This window comes from Xanthomonas sp. F14 (assembly GCF_014199865.1).
Genome location: NZ_JACHOM010000004.1, coordinates 462,678 through 476,988, shown reverse-complemented (window position 1 = coordinate 476,988; position 14,311 = coordinate 462,678). Strand labels below are relative to the sequence as shown.

12 protein-coding genes are annotated in these 14,311 nt (G+C 67.5%); 4 read left to right on the top strand and 8 right to left on the bottom strand.

Annotated elements, in window-relative coordinates; genetic code table 11:
* Window positions 1-5 precede the first annotated feature (5 nt).
* Complete coding sequence (locus GGR73_RS16145; RefSeq protein WP_435012515.1) at window positions 6-1,277, bottom strand: efflux RND transporter periplasmic adaptor subunit; 1,272 nt, start codon at window positions 1,275-1,277, stop codon at window positions 6-8.
* A gap of 237 nt (window positions 1,278-1,514) precedes the next feature.
* Between GGR73_RS16145 and baeS the strand changes: the two genes are divergently transcribed.
* Window positions 1,515-2,894 (top strand): sensor histidine kinase efflux regulator BaeS, encoded by a 1,380-nt coding sequence (gene baeS, locus GGR73_RS16140; RefSeq protein WP_102253208.1) that lies wholly within the window; start codon window positions 1,515-1,517, stop codon window positions 2,892-2,894.
* On the top strand, window positions 2,894-3,601 hold the full coding sequence (locus GGR73_RS16135) for a response regulator (protein ID WP_184457856.1): 708 nt from the start codon (window positions 2,894-2,896) through the stop codon (window positions 3,599-3,601). The genes baeS and GGR73_RS16135 overlap by 1 nt, the downstream gene beginning before the upstream one ends.
* Before the next feature lie 83 nt (window positions 3,602-3,684).
* Here the strand turns inward: GGR73_RS16135 and GGR73_RS16130 are convergent, their stop codons facing one another.
* The 7 genes from GGR73_RS16130 to GGR73_RS16100 all read right to left on the bottom strand — a co-directional run bounded on the left by GGR73_RS16130 (window position 3,685) and on the right by GGR73_RS16100 (window position 10,085).
* Entirely contained in the window at window positions 3,685-4,824 is a 1,140-nt protein-coding gene (locus GGR73_RS16130; RefSeq protein ID WP_167708243.1) for an MFS transporter, read from the bottom strand.
* A 132-nt stretch (window positions 4,825-4,956) separates the two neighbouring features.
* Window positions 4,957-5,808 (bottom strand): formyltetrahydrofolate deformylase, encoded by an 852-nt coding sequence (purU, locus tag GGR73_RS16125; protein ID WP_184457977.1) that lies wholly within the window; start codon window positions 5,806-5,808, stop codon window positions 4,957-4,959.
* A 68-nt stretch (window positions 5,809-5,876) separates the two neighbouring features.
* On the bottom strand, window positions 5,877-6,269 hold the full coding sequence (locus GGR73_RS16120; protein ID WP_047126299.1) for an XVIPCD domain-containing protein: 393 nt from the start codon (window positions 6,267-6,269) through the stop codon (window positions 5,877-5,879).
* Between the two features lie 214 nt (window positions 6,270-6,483).
* A complete protein-coding gene (locus GGR73_RS16115) occupies window positions 6,484-7,359 on the bottom strand; it encodes an NAD(P)-dependent oxidoreductase (protein ID WP_184457854.1) in 876 nt (291 codons plus the stop codon).
* Between the two features lie 36 nt (window positions 7,360-7,395).
* On the bottom strand, window positions 7,396-8,514 hold the full coding sequence (locus GGR73_RS16110; RefSeq protein ID WP_184457975.1) for an NADH:flavin oxidoreductase/NADH oxidase: 1,119 nt from the start codon (window positions 8,512-8,514) through the stop codon (window positions 7,396-7,398).
* A 60-nt stretch (window positions 8,515-8,574) separates the two neighbouring features.
* A complete protein-coding gene (locus GGR73_RS16105) occupies window positions 8,575-9,456 on the bottom strand; it encodes an NAD-dependent protein deacetylase (RefSeq protein WP_054592099.1) in 882 nt (293 codons plus the stop codon).
* On the bottom strand, window positions 9,453-10,085 hold the full coding sequence (locus GGR73_RS16100; RefSeq protein WP_024939804.1) for a TetR/AcrR family transcriptional regulator: 633 nt from the start codon (window positions 10,083-10,085) through the stop codon (window positions 9,453-9,455). The genes GGR73_RS16105 and GGR73_RS16100 overlap by 4 nt, the downstream gene beginning before the upstream one ends.
* 565 nt (window positions 10,086-10,650) lie before the next feature.
* Between GGR73_RS16100 and GGR73_RS16095 the strand changes: the two genes are divergently transcribed.
* The gene (locus tag GGR73_RS16095) at window positions 10,651-13,134 is read left to right on the top strand and encodes a TonB-dependent receptor domain-containing protein (RefSeq protein ID WP_435012359.1); all 2,484 of its coding nucleotides are present in this window, start codon (window positions 10,651-10,653) and stop codon (window positions 13,132-13,134) included.
* Window positions 13,135-13,235: 101 nt separating this feature from the next.
* A complete protein-coding gene (locus GGR73_RS16090) occupies window positions 13,236-14,243 on the top strand; it encodes a phospholipase C/P1 nuclease family protein (protein WP_243849413.1) in 1,008 nt (335 codons plus the stop codon).
* Window positions 14,244-14,311: the final 68 nt, after the last annotated feature.

The following is a 14,311-nucleotide window of genomic DNA, read 5'->3' as shown; positions in this document are numbered from 1 at the left end:
GTTCCTCAGTCGGCCTTGGGCGTGGCGCTGGCCGGCGCTGCAGGCGTCGGCGTGGCCGCACGCGCGGCGGCGGGTGCACTCGGTGTGCCTGCAGCGGCTGCACTCGGCGCCGCTGCAGACGCGGCCGCAGTGGCGCTCACCTCGCGCGTCTTCACCGGCATGCCGACCTGGATCTTCTGCAGGCCCTGCACGATCACGCTCTCGCCTGCGGACAGGCCTTCGCTGACCACCCAGCGATCGCCCACCGCATCGCCGGTCTTGAGCACGCGCTGCGCCACCTTGCCGTCGGCGCCGACCACCATCGCCACCGCCTCGCCCTTGCTGTTGCGGGTGACGGCCTGTTGCGGCACCAGGATCGCCTGCTCGTTGACCGCCATCGACAGCACCGCCTTGACGTACATGCCGGGCAACAGCAGATGATCGGGGTTCGGAATCACCGCACGCAGCTTCACCGTGCCGGTGGTGGCATCCACCGCGGTGTCCACCACTTCCAGCGTGCCGGTGCGCGCGTAGGCAGTGCCGTCTTCCAGCAACAGCTTGACCTCGGCCTTGCCATCGACCGCCTTGAGCTGGCCGGCATCGAGCTTGCGCCGCAGCTGCAGCAGCTGCGCGCTGGACTGACTGACATCCACATAGATCGGATCGAGCTGGTTGATGGTGGTGAGCACATCGGTCTGGTCGGCGGTGACCAGCGCGCCCGGGGTGAAGCTCGAGGTGCCGATACGGCCGCTGATCGGCGCGGTGATGCGGGTGAAATCCAGATTGAGCTTTGCGGTCTGCAACGCCGCCCTGGCCGCGGTGACTGCGGCTTCGTTCTGGCGCAAGGTGGCGGTGGCGTCGTCGCCGTCCTGCTGGCTGACCGCATCCAGCTTGACCAGCGTCTGATACCGCTGCGCCTTGGGCCTGGCCGACAGCACCGCCGCTTCGGCCTGCGCCAGTTCGCCTTGCGCGGACGCATACGCGGCCTGGAACGGCGCCGGCTCGATCTGGTACAGCACCTGCCCGGCCTGCACCTGCTCGCCTTCGGTGAATAGCCGCTTGCGCAGGATGCCGCCCACTTGCGGGCGCACCTGCGCGCTTTGATAGGCCACGGTGCGCCCGGGCAGCGTCTGGTCCAGCGCCAGGCGCTGCACGTCCACGCGTTGCACGCCCACTTCCACTTGCCGCTGCTGCGGCGCTTGCGCAGGCGAACACGCCGCCAGCGCGACGGTGATCATGGCGGCCAGCAGCCACTGACGCGGCACCACGGCAGAACGGGAGGAAGCAACGCAACGCATACGGCGCACTCGGGAGTGATCGGAGGATGCGCACGCTACGCTGCGAATATGGAGCAAATTTGAAGATTTGCATCGACAGACAGCAGGCGCTTGCTTTCGGGGTTTAATGAAGTCCCAATACGGTTGTGCACGACATGCGCTGCATCGGCAGCTGCAGTCGCCGCTGCTGCAACCTGCCATGCCTGCAGCAAGCACCCCGTGCCTGACCTCGTTCGCAACAAGGTTGTCCCAGCCTCGATGAAACTCGGAATCACCGCCAAACTCTTCCTCGCCATTCTCAGCGCCTGCATTGCAGTGCTGCTGATCAATGGCCTGGCCGGGCAGCTGTTGCTCAGGAAGCAGTTTCTCGACTATCTCAGCGAGCAGGGCATCGAGCGGATGCTGGAAGTATTGCCGCGCGTGCAGGCCGACTACGCCAAGCACGGCGACTGGAACTTCATCCGCGACAATCCCGATGCGTGGTTCGTGCTGATGCGCCCGGAGCTGCCGCAGAACCTGCCGCCACGCGCGCCACCAATTTCCGATCAGACCGGCGCGGTGTTTCGTTTCGCGCTGCTGGATCGCGACTACCGGGTGATCATCGGCAACCCCGACGTCAGCCGCACCGACACGCTGCGCCCGGTGGTGGTGCACGGGCAGACGGTGGGCTGGATGGGCATGCTGCCCTTCGAGAAGGTGCTGACCGCCAACGACGCGCGCTTCTACCAGGCCCAGCAACGTCTGTGGTGGACTGTCGGCGCGGCGTCCATCGTGGTGGCCGCGCTGTTCGGCTGGCTGCTGTCGCGCACCTTGCTGCGCCGCGTGCGCAGCCTGACTGCGGCAACCCATCGCCTGGCGGCCGGCGACTACGGCACGCGACTGGAGGCGCGCATGCGCGATGAGCTCGACCAGCTCGCGCGCGACTTCAACCAGCTGGCGCAGGCACTGGACAACAACGAACGTGCGCGTCGCGATTTCATGGCCGATGTCTCGCACGAGTTGCGCACGCCGCTGGCGGTGCTGCGCGCCGAGCTGGAAGCGCTGCAGGACGGCATCCGGCCGATGACGCGCGAATCGCTGACCTCGTTGCACCAGGAGGTCGGCCAGCTCGGCAAGCTGATCGAGGATCTCTACGACCTGTCGCTCACCGATGTCGGCGCGCTGGCCTACCGGCGCGCGCCGATTGATCTGAGCGTGGTGCTGCAGTCCACGTTGGCCGGCATGCACACGCGCATTGCCGCAGCCGGGCTCACGCTGCAGGCCCACGGCATCACTGCGCCGTTGCATGTCGACGGCGATGAGCGTCGCCTGCAGCAGCTGCTGTCCAACCTGCTGGAAAACGCCTTGCGCTACACCGATGCCGGCGGCCAGTTGCGGGTGCAGTGCGCACGGCGCACGCACCTGGTGGAGATCGTGATCGAAGACAGCGCGCCCGGCGTGCCGGCAGACAAGCTCGATCGCCTGTTCGAGCGCTTCTATCGTGTGGAAGGCTCGCGTAATCGCGCCAGCGGCGGCAGCGGGCTGGGCCTGGCGATCTGCCGCAACATCGTCGGCGCGCACGACGGCGAGATCCACGCCACCGCTTCGCCCCTGGGTGGCCTGCGCGTGACGCTGCGGCTGCCGGCCCTGGAGGCCTGATGGACGACACCACCACCGCAGCACCGCACGCGCACGTGCTGATTGTCGAAGACGAACCGCGTCTGGCTGCGGTGCTGGGCGAGTATCTGCACGCGGCCGGCTATTCGCATCATTGGGTGGCCGATGGTGCGCAGGCAATTGCCGCGTTTCGCACGCAGTCGCCGGATCTGGTCCTGCTGGACCTGATGCTGCCCAATCGCGATGGCATGGACATCTGCCGCGAGCTGCGCAGCCTCGGCGCGGTGCCGGTGATCATGGTGACCGCGCGCGCCGAAGAGATCGACCGCCTGCTCGGGCTGGAGATCGGTGCCGACGACTACATCTGCAAGCCGTTCAGCCCGCGCGAGGTGATTGCACGGGTGCGCGCGGTGCTGCGCCGCCACCGGCACGATCCCAACGCGGTGCCCACGCATGGATTGCTGATCGATGAGGCCGCCTGCCGCGCCAGCGTGGCCGGGCGCGACCTGGACCTGACCCAGGTCGAGTTCCGCCTGCTGCGCACGCTGTGCGCAGCCCCGGGGCGTGTCTACTCGCGCGAACAGTTGATGGACCACGTGTATGTGGACCACCGCATCGTCACCGATCGCACCGTGGACAGCCACATCAAGAACCTGCGCCGCAAGCTGGCCGAGGTGGGCGGCGAAGAATGGGTGCGCTCGGTGTACGGCGTGGGCTACCGCTTCGAGTATCTAGCCACCGAAGCGTAATCAATATCCCCCTTCGTAGGAGCGTGCCTGCGCGCGACGCACTCCCGACACCCCAGCAACCACAGGCGCGCGACTCCCAACACTCACACCTTCAACCACCGCGTCGACACCGCCACGCCCACCATCAGCACCGCAACAGCGAGCAAGGCGCCGACCAGGCCGATGCCATGCGCGGCGAAACCGATCAGCGCCGGCCCGGCCAGGATGCCGGCATAGCCGAGTGTGGTGACCGCAGTGATGGCAATGCTCTCCGGCATGCGCGTCTGGTTGCCGGCCAACGAGAACAGAGCCGGCACGATATTGGCGCAGCCCAGGCCGACCAATACGTAACCGGCCAACGAGGCCTGCCATGGGCTCACCAGCGTGAGCACGCAAAAGCCCGCGCTGGCCAGCAGCGCGCCCACCACGATCGAGCGGATGCGCCCCAGGCGCTCCACCACCGCATCGCCCAGCAGGCGCGTCACCGTCATGGTCAATGCAAACACCACATAGCCCACGCCGGCGGTGCTCGGTTCGACCTGGTGCACATCGGCCAGGAACACCGAGCTCCAGTCCAGAATGGTGCCTTCGGCCAGGAACACCACGAACGCCAGGATGCCGATGAACAGCACGATGCCCCTGGGCAGCGCCAGCAACGGCCCCTGTTGCGCCACGCGCTCGGTCCGCCAGTGGCGCACCGACGCCACGGCGACAAGCAGCATGGCGATCGCCCCGGCAACCGCCGCGCTCGGCGGGGAGAGCTGCGCCGACAGCAGCAAGGTCATCGCGCCGGCCCCGACAAAACCGCCGATGCTGAAAAACGCATGGAATCCGGACATCATCGCGCGCCCGGCATCGCGCTCGACCACCACCGCCTGCATGTTCATCGCGCAATCCATCGCGCCCACGCCGGCACCGAACGCGAACAGCACCGCGCCCAGCAACCACGGATCGGCGACCACCGCCAGCAACGGCAGGCTGAGGCAGATCAGCGCCGACGTCACCGCCATGACCGCACGGAAACCGAAGCGCGCCGACACCGCGCCGGCCAGCGGCATCGCCAGGAACGAGCCTGCTCCCAGGCACAGCAGGATCAGGCCAAGCGCGCCATCGTCCACGCCGGTCCTGGCCTTGGCGAATGGCACCAGCACCGCCCAGACCGCGGCAGCAAAGCCGGGAATGAAGAACGCCGCGCGGGTGGCGTGCTGTTGCGCGCGAGCGCTGGAGCCGGGGATTAGCGACATGCAAAAAATTCCAGAAGGAAGCGGCGAGGAGAGTGCGACGGTGGCACCAGTCCCGCGCGCTCGCTGGCCGGACCTGGCCCGACCACCGCTCCCTTGCGCGTACTGCACCGTCCGTGGGGATATGCGACGCTGCTAGCGAAACACCACCGTGCGATGGCCATTGAGCACGATGCGGTGCTCGACATGGCGACGCACCGCACGCGCAAGCACCAGCGATTCGGTATCGCTGCCCAGCCGCGCCAGGTCGCGTGGCGTCATCGCGTGATCCACGCGCGCCACGTCCTGTTCGATGATCGGGCCTTCGTCCAGATCTTCGGTGACGTAATGCGCAGTGGCACCGATGATCTTGACCCCGCGTGCGTGCGCCTGGTGATACGGCTGCGCGCCCTTGAAGCTGGGCAGGAAGCTGTGATGGATATTGATCGCCCGCCCCGCCAAGGCGCGGCACAACGCGGGCGAAAGAATCTGCATGTAGCGCGCCAGCACCACCAGATCGATCTGCAGCGCCTCGACCAGCGCAAGCAGCTGCGCTTCCTGCGCGGCGCGCGTGTCGGCGCTCACCGGCAGATGGTGGAAGGCGATGCCATAGGAGGCGGCCAGCGGCGCGAAGTCGGCGTGGTTGGACACCACCGCCGCGATATCCACCGGCAATTGCCGGCTGTGCATGCGGAACAGCAGATCGTTGAGGCAATGCCCCTGCTTGCTCACCAGCACCAGCAGCCGCGCGCGACGGCGCGCATCGTGCAGCTGCCAGTCCATCTGGAATTCATCAGCCAGCTGCGCAAAGCGGCGTTCCAGCCCGGCAATGTCGGTGCCCGGCGGTTTGTCGAAGTGCACGCGCAGAAAGAAGCGGCCACTTTCGTCGTCGCCGAACTGCTGTGCGTCGAGGATGTTGCAGGCCAGATCAAACAGCAGCCCGGTCACGCGATAGACGATGCCGGTGCGGTCGGGGCAGGACAGGGTGAGGATGTAGTCGGAGCGCATCGGCGCAATGATAGCCAATGCGCCCGGCTGCGGGCGCAGTGCTTGCGCCCGTAACTTTCCGCTGCGACTCAGCGCGGCGGCAGGCGCAGCATCAGCCGCCGATTGATCTCGTCCAGTTGCGCCATCGATGCCTCCACCGAGGTCTCCATCGCTTCCTGGGTGGTGATGTGCGCACGCAGATGCGCCGGATCGGCGAGCTCGCCACGCACCAGAAACACGTTCTCGCCCACCTCGCCAACGTGCCGACTGAGCACCACGTGATCCACCTGGTCGAAGCCATGTTGCTTGGCCAGCGGCAGCAGGCGCGCGGCCATGCGGACACTGGCCTCGTCGGTGGGTTTGTTCAACTCGGCATCGAGCGCGGCCACCGCTTCGCGGATCTGCGCGAACAGATAGTGGTCCGGATGCTCGGGATGGTCCGGGCCCACCGGGCCCTGGTCAACGACCGGTACGGCGGTCATCGTGTACCACCGGCGCAGATCAGTGCGCGCGGTGTGCGCTCGGTCGAACCGAGCGTGATATGCAGGTGTCGCATCGCATCCTCCCTGGAGCGGCGGCTGTCACGAGCCGGCATTTTAGAAGGTCTGCTGCATGTTGAGGTGAGCAAGACGCATCGCGCGTCACCTGCAAGGCCAGGCACGCTGCGCAGAACCCACGCGCGCGCCTGGGTTGCGATCAGGCCTGCCCGGCCCGCCGCGCCGATACTTCTGCCAGCACCGCCCAGTCGGCGTTGCCGTCGCCATGCGCGATGGCCTCGTCCAGGCCGGCGCGCAGCAACTCGCCCAGTGGCATCGGCACCTGCTTGTCGGCGCCGGCCTGGATCGCCAGATCCACATCCTTGCGGCCCAGGGTGGCGGTGAAGCCGGCGGGCAGGTACTCGCGCTGCATGATCAGGCGGCCGTAGCCCTGGTACGCGGGCGCGGCGAACAAGGTGCTGGTGAGCATGCCCAGGAACTGAGTGGCATCCACGCCGTGGCCGCGTGCCAGCGCGCTGGCTTCGGCCATGGCGCCGATCGCGCTGGCCAGGCAGAAGTTGGCTGCCAGCTTGACCGCATTGGCCTGCTCGGGGGTGCAGCCGATCTCCCAAGTGCGTTGACCGAGCACATCGAACATCGGCTGCACGCGCGCCAGCGCCGCCTCGTCGCCGGCGGCCAGAATGTTGAGCTTGCCGGCTTCGGCCACATCGACCCGGCCGAGCACCGGTGCGGCCACATAGGCCACGCCGCGTTCGGCATGCAGGGCGGTCAGCTCGTGCGCCAGTGCCACCGAGATGGTGGCCATGTTGACGTGCACGCTGCCGGCCGGCAGCGCGTCCAGCACGCCTTGCTCCAGCACGGTGGCACGCACCGCGTTGTCGTCGGCCAGCATCGAAAACAGCAGCGGGCCGTGCGCGGCGTCGCGCGGTGCATCCACCACCGTGGCACCGGCCTCGCGCAGCGACTGCGCGCGCTCCGGCGAGCGATTCCACACACGCAGTTCAAAACCGCCGCGCAGCAGGTTGTGCGCCATCGGCAGGCCCATCGTCCCCAAGCCCAGAAATCCTATCGGCATGCGTTGTCCTTGTTGTTATGACGTCTATCGGATGGATCAGCTGGCGAACACGCCACGCGCATCGCGTGGCTCGCAGCGCAGGTATTGCGGCGAGGGCGTAACCGACGCGCCGAGTGCGGCCGCGGCATGCCACGGCCAGCGCGGGTCGTACAGGATGCCGCGCGCCAGCGCGATCGCATCGGCCTGGCCGTCCTGCAGGATCGCCTCGGCCTGCGCCGGCTCGGTGATCAGGCCCACGCCGATCACCGGCGTATTGACCTGCGCCTTGATCTGCTGCGCAAACGGGATCTGATAGCCCGCCTGCACCGGAATCTGCTGGCGCGGATCCAGCCCGCCGCTGGAGACATGGATGTAGTGCGCACCGCGCGCATCCAGCGCCTTGGACAAGGCGAGGCTCTGCTCGATATCCCAGCCGCCCTCTACCCAATCGGTGGCGGAGATACGCACGCCGATGGCAATCTTGTCCGACACCGCTGCGCGCACCGCGTCGAAGATGCGCAGCGTCAGCCGCATGCGGTTTTCCAGCGAGCCGCCATACGCATCGCTGCGCTGATTGCTCAGCGGCGACAGGAACTGATGCATCAGATAGCCATGCGCGGCATGCAGCTCGATCAGCGCCAGGCCCAGGCGTTCGGCGCGCTGTGCCGCATCGACAAAGGCCTGCACCACCGCATCGATGCCGGCCTGGTCCAGTGCCTGCGGCAACGGCTGACCGTCACGGAACGCCAGTGCCGATGCGGACACGGTCTGCCAGCCATGCGCGTAATCCGGCGCGATGGCCTCGCCGCCGTTCCACGGCAGATCGGTGGAGGCCTTGCGCCCGGCATGCGCCAGTTGGATGCCGATCGGCATCGGCGACCAACGCCGGACCGAGTCCAGCACCTCGCCCAGCGCCTGCTCGGTGGCATCGTCGTACAAGCCGAGGTCGGCGTAGGAGATGCGCCCCTGCGGCTGCACCGCGGCCGCTTCCAGGATCAGCAGGCCGGCACCGGATTGCGACAAGGTGCCCAGATGGATGCGGTGCCAGTCGCTGGCGCGGCCGTCCTGTGCGGAGTACTGGCACATCGGGGCGATGACGATCCGGTTGGCGAGCGCAAGCGGACCGAAGCGGATGGGGGAGAACAGCTGGCTCAAGGGGGCATCCACAGATGACACGAGGATGCCCATTGCACTGCGCCGCGCGCCTGGGCACAACCGCTGCGATAGATCACTGCGTCATGCCGAACGCGCACTGGCATCGTTGACGCTGCGTGCACACAGCGGATCGAACGGCGCATGCAGGAAGGCCAGCGCCTGCGCGCACGACTGTTCGACCTTCAGGCTGAGCAGCTCGTCCGCCCGGGTGCGCCCGAAGTTGAGCGCGGCGATCGGCAGGCCGGCCTTTGCCGCGGTCTGCACGAAACGAAAGCCCGAATACACCATCAGCGACGAGCCCACCACCAGCACCGCATCGGCCGCCTGCAGATGCGCAAATGCACGCTCCACACGCTCGCGCGGCACGTTCTCGCCAAAGAACACCACATCCGGCTTCAGCACGCCGCCGCACACCGGGCACGGCGGCACTGCAAAGCTGTCGAAGGCCACATCGTCCAGGTCCGCATCGCCATCGGGTGCCTGCGCCGCGTCCAGGTCGGCCCAGCCGGGGTTGGCGTGCTCGAGCAGCAGCTGGAATTCGGTACGGGGCATGCGCCGCTCGCAGCCCATGCAGCGCACCACATCGAGCCGGCCATGCAGATCGATCACCGCCTGACTGCCGGCGGCCTGATGCAGGCGGTCCACGTTTTGCGTCAGCAGCAGTTCCAGCTGGCCGCGCGCTTCCAGTGCGGCCAGCGCGTGATGGGTGGCATTGGGTTGCGCCAGCCCGAAGCGCGGCCAGCCGACCAGACTGCGTGCCCAATAACGCTGCCGCGTGGACAGCTCGCCCATGAAGGCCTGGAAGGTGACCGGTTGCGGACGCTTCCAGCCGCCTTGCAGATCGCGGTAATCGGGAATGCCCGAATCGGTGCTGCAACCGGCGCCCGTGAGCACGAACAGGCGCCGATGGCGCTCGATGAAGTCCTGCAATACGTTGCTGTCCTGAACTGCTACCGCCGTCATCGCGCAACTCCGGTGGCCATGAGGTAACTGTGCAGCAACACCACCAGTTGCGCCTGCAGCGGCGCAATCCGCACCGCAGGCGCACCCTCCTCGAGCAGGCTTTTCACCGGCCCGGTGATGGCCGCCATGCCGATCTCGGCCACCGCCTCGCAATCGTCGAAGCGCACATCCGCAGCGGTGGCCAGCGCCGCGGCAAACGCCTGCTGCGAGCGCTTGCGCGCCTGCGACCCCAGCGCGGCGCCACCATGCAGTTCGGCAATGGCGTACAGCGCGCGCGAGACATCCACGTGCTGCAGCTTGGCCTGCACGAAGGCATGCACCAAGGCCTCGCACTGCTGCGCCAGCGTGCGTCCGTGCTGTTGCGCACAGGCCCGTTCCACCGCGTCGATCACCGCCTGCAGATGCCACTGCAGCAACGCGATCAACATCGCCTGCCGATTGGGGTAGTACTGGTACACGCTGCCGACCGACACGCCGGCACGCTCGGCCACCCGCGTGGTGGTGCAGCCCTGCAGTCCGTCGGCTACCAGCACCTGGATGCTGGCCTGGCGGATGACCTCCACGGTGGCGCGCGAGCGCGCTTGCTGCGGGGCCTTGCGCGGTGCTGGCAGGGGGAATGAGGTGCTCACGAAGGCGACTGTCACACGGATGGATGGCACATAGTCTGGGGGCCTTCTTGGTGATTCCAAGCAAGCGCCCCTCTCCAGCTCTGCACCCCTGGCACTGCGCGGCGGCGCTGAGCGCCCGATTGCTTCACCGTGTCGCTGGCGAAGGCACTGTGTAACGCAGGCTTTGCGGTCAATGTGCCGATGCGTTCAATGCGATCAATCACGCTCGCGCCGCCAACGATCTCAACGATCACGCCGGTTCAGACAGCGTCGACAAGCGGCTGCCAGCATGGCGCAGCCTGCGATGTCCGAGCTGGCACCGGCGCGATGACACCGAGGGCGGGACAATTGACCTGGTGATGCGCACCGAATGACACACAGCCCGCAACCTGCGCGCATGGTTGAAATCGCTTGAAAACACGTGCCACGTCACAGATCAGCACGCGAACCCGCCAACTTAGCGTGATCGGGCGCACACGCAATGCTGCGGAAACATGGCGCCGCGACAGTGGGCAGCTCCCCCGCTGACCCCACTCCTGCCATGCCCTACACCCACATCCGGACGCGCTCCGGAGTGCGTCGTGCCGTGTCGCGTCGTCCGCTCGCCGTCCTGCTTGCATTGACCCTGGCCACCCCCGCGCTCGCGCAGGAGGCCGCACCCGCCACGCCTGCCACCCGCAAGGGCGAGGACGGCATCTTCTCGCTGGACCGGATGATCGTCACCGGCGCCGGCCAGGCCCAGAACCAGTTCGACGCCTCGTATGCGATCACCGCGCTGACCGCCGAGCAGATCGACAAGCTGGCCCCGCTCAACCTGGCCAGCCTGATCGGCTCCATGCCCGGCATCTATGCCGAATCCACCGGCGGCGAAGTGCAGAACGTCTACCGCATCCGCGGCATTCCCGACGAAGGCTCGTTTGCGGTGATCCAGGAAGACGGCATCAGCCCCTACCCGGACAACAACGGCTACTTCTACAAGACCGAAGGCCTGGTGCGCCCGGACCTGATGGTCGAATCGGTGGAAACCGTACGCGGCGGGCCGTCGCCGATCTTCGCTTCCAATGCCGCGGCCATCGTCAATTTCGTCACCCGCCAGGGCGGCGACACCCCCGAAGGCGCAGTGCGCACCACCGTCGGCGACACCGGGCTGTATCGGCTCGATGGCTACTGGTCGGGCAAGCTTGCCGACGGCTGGTACCTGGCTGCCGGCGGCTTCGTGCGGCGCAACGACGGCTACCGCGACGTGGGCTTTCCGGCCGACGAGGGCGGGCAGTTCCGCATGAACCTCACGCATTCGCTGGAGCACGGCAAGCTGACCTTCACCGCCAAGCATCTGGACGACAAGAACGCGTTCTACATGCCGATCCCGCTGTACGACCCGCGCGACACCGCGCGTTCGCTGGACCCGTTGATCGACCGCTTCACCGGCACCTTGAGCAGCGCGCAGCTGAAACGCGCCAGCATCGTCTCCAGCGATGCCAACGGCGCGCCGCAGCGCGAGTCGCGCGACCTGTCCGATGGCCGCCACATGAAGTTCAACCATCTGGGCGCCAACCTGGACCTGGCCTTCGACAACGGCTGGAGCCTGTCCAACAAGGCCATCGTCAATCGCCTGGACATGACCTTCGACGCGCTGTATTCCAGCAATGCGCCGCAGGACGCCGCCGCGTATGCCAACAGCCGCCGCGCCGCCGCCAACGCCGCGTTTCCCGGCCTGAGCTCGCTGGGCTACGTCTACACCGACGACGGTAGCCGCTTCGATCCGGCCAGCACCGACGGCCTGGTGATCCAGGGCCAGTACCGCGCCATGAACGTACGCGCCGATTCGTTCGCCGACGACCTGCGCCTGCACCGCCGCTTCGACTGGGGCGGCGACAGCCACGACATCACGCTCGGCGTGTACGGCGCCTATTACGCGCGTTCCTACAATTCGCGTTACCAGAGCTATCTGCTGGAGATGCGGCAGAACCCGCGCACGATCGACCTGCTCGGCTACGACGCGGCCGGCAACGTGGTCGGAGGCGTGACCAAGGACGGCGTGGTGATCTACGGCGCCGACCGCACCCAGGGCAAGGCCTACACCAGCATGCTGGCGCCCTACATCGCCGACACCTGGCAGGTGACCGACAAGCTGCGCCTGGAAGCCGGCGTACGTCACGAGCGCTACCGCTACCGCGCCTGGAGCATGCTGCGCAGCACCGGCAACCTGGGCATGGCCGACACCCTGGCCGACGATGCCGCGCGCCTGTTCACCGGGGCCCGCGCGCGCACCGCGCTGGACGTGGGCGTGACCAACTGGACCGCGGGCTTCAACTACGACATCACTCCCACCGTCGGCATCTACGGCCGCGCCTCGCGTGCGCACCGCGCGCCCAGCGAGGGCGCCAACGAGGGCAACGTCAACATCCCCACCGCCGACCAGTTCGAGCTCGGCACCAAGCTCAACTTCGACACGCTGGACGTGTTCGCCACCGCCTTCTACACCAAGTACGACCCGTACAACATCGGCACCAGCGCGGTGAATCCGCAGACCGGCGCGGCCGAATCCAAGGACTACCGCGGCAGCGTCACCAACCCCGGCATCGAACTGGCGGCGGTGTGGACGCCGGCGCAGTGGCTACGTTTTGATGCAAACCTGACCTACAACGACACCAAGGTGTCCGACCTGACCGAAGTGGTGGCCAATGGCGCAGTGGCCGTGGTCGACGTGGACGGCAACATGCCCAACCGCCAGCCGAAGCTGTACGGCAATGCCGGCCCGACGCTGCTGTTCACCACCGGTGCGTTCGATTGGGAAACCTCGTTGCGCTACGCCTATGTGGGCAAGCGCTACGCCGACCTGGAAAACACCACCGAGCTGGCCGCCTACGACACCCTGGCGGCCAACATCCTGGTGCGCAACGGGCCGTGGGACGTGCAGCTGTCGGTGGACAACCTGACTAACACCTTTGCGCTGACCGAAGGCAACCCGCGCACCGACACCATCTCCGGCCAGGGCACGCGCGCGCCGATCTACGGCCGGCCAATCTACGAGCGCAACTCGCGGCTGGTGGTGACCTACCACTTCTGAGTGCGCCGGCGTCCGGGGTGTCGCAGCCTCGATGCCAGCGCTCCACTTCCCGATCCATCGCCTGCAGCGCCGCAGACGCGCTGCAGGCCACAAGGACTGCCATGACAGCTTCCCGTCTTGCCTGTGCGCTGCTGGTTGCAGCAGCGACGTGTTCCGGCGATGCCGCCGCCTGGGGCCACCGCGCGCATGCCGCCATCGACAGCGCCGCCGTGCAGGCGCTGCCCGACGACGGCCCGGTCTTTCTCAAACAGTACGCGCAGGTGATCGCCGACGGCGCCACGCTGCCGGACGGCTGGCGCAGCGAAAGCGAACCCTTCCTCAAGATCGAAGAAGACCCCAACCACGGCTGGTTCCGCGAGCAGTTCGCCTTCATGCAGCACCCGCCGCGCTCGCGCTACGCCTTCGTGCTGGCGCTGTACGACGAACAACGGCGCATCGCCGGCAGCGACCCGCAACTGGCGCAGCGCATGAACGTGCGTTGGGCCGGCACCTTGCCGTACGCCGCCACCGAAGGCTACCAACGCATCGTGGCGACCATGCGGCAGCTGCGCACGCTGCGCGCCAAGGGCCAGGACACCCGAGAGCTCGAACGCAACTGCGCGTTCTACGTCAGCTGGTTTGCGCACTACATCGGCGATGGCGCGCAGCCGCAGCACGACAGCATCCATCACGACGGCTGGCAGGGGCCGAACCCGCACGGCTACAGCACCGACCCGAAGGTGCACGGCAAGTTCGAGAGCGATTACGTGGAGAAGATTGCGCTGACCCCCCAGGACCTGCTGAGCCGCATGCCGGCCCTGGCGCACCAGGATGGCGATGTGTTCGAGCAGATCCTGGGCTTTCTCGATATCGGCACCGGCCGTGTCGAGCAGGTCTATCGCCTGGAAAAGGCCGGCGCCTTCGACGATGCATCCAGCAGCGATGGCCGCGCGATGGTCTATCGCACCGCCGGCGATGGCGCGGCGATGCTGCGCGACCTGCTGGTGCGCGCCTGGCGCGAAAGCGCGCTGCGGCCGGGCACCTCCACTCCACCCAGCATGGACCCACGCCATCCGCAGTACGACCCGGCGACCGGATCTGCACCTGCCGGCACCTCGCCCACGCTGTAACCGCCGATGGCGACAGGGGGGCCGCCATCGGCGTGCCGACCTGCGCAGCGGCAACGGGCGCTGCGCGG

What these genes read in the sequence shown, in the direction of transcription:
- GGR73_RS16130 (WP_167708243.1), bottom strand. Translation starts at nt 4,824, where the DNA reads ATGTCGCTAATCCCCGGCTCCAGCGCTCGCGCGCAACAGCACGCCACC.
- baeS (WP_102253208.1), top strand. Translation starts at nt 1,515, where the DNA reads ATGAAACTCGGAATCACCGCCAAACTCTTCCTCGCCATTCTCAGCGCC.
- purU (WP_184457977.1), bottom strand. Translation starts at nt 5,808, where the DNA reads ATGCGCTCCGACTACATCCTCACCCTGTCCTGCCCCGACCGCACCGGC.
- GGR73_RS16120 (WP_047126299.1), bottom strand. Translation starts at nt 6,269, where the DNA reads ATGACCGCCGTACCGGTCGTTGACCAGGGCCCGGTGGGCCCGGACCAT.
- GGR73_RS16105 (WP_054592099.1), bottom strand. Translation starts at nt 9,456, where the DNA reads ATGACGGCGGTAGCAGTTCAGGACAGCAACGTATTGCAGGACTTCATC.
- GGR73_RS16145 (WP_435012515.1), bottom strand. Translation starts at nt 1,277, where the DNA reads ATGCGTTGCGTTGCTTCCTCCCGTTCTGCCGTGGTGCCGCGTCAGTGG.
- GGR73_RS16115 (WP_184457854.1), bottom strand. Translation starts at nt 7,359, where the DNA reads ATGCCGATAGGATTTCTGGGCTTGGGGACGATGGGCCTGCCGATGGCG.
- GGR73_RS16090 (WP_243849413.1), top strand. Translation starts at nt 13,236, where the DNA reads ATGACAGCTTCCCGTCTTGCCTGTGCGCTGCTGGTTGCAGCAGCGACG.
- GGR73_RS16135 (WP_184457856.1), top strand. Translation starts at nt 2,894, where the DNA reads ATGGACGACACCACCACCGCAGCACCGCACGCGCACGTGCTGATTGTC.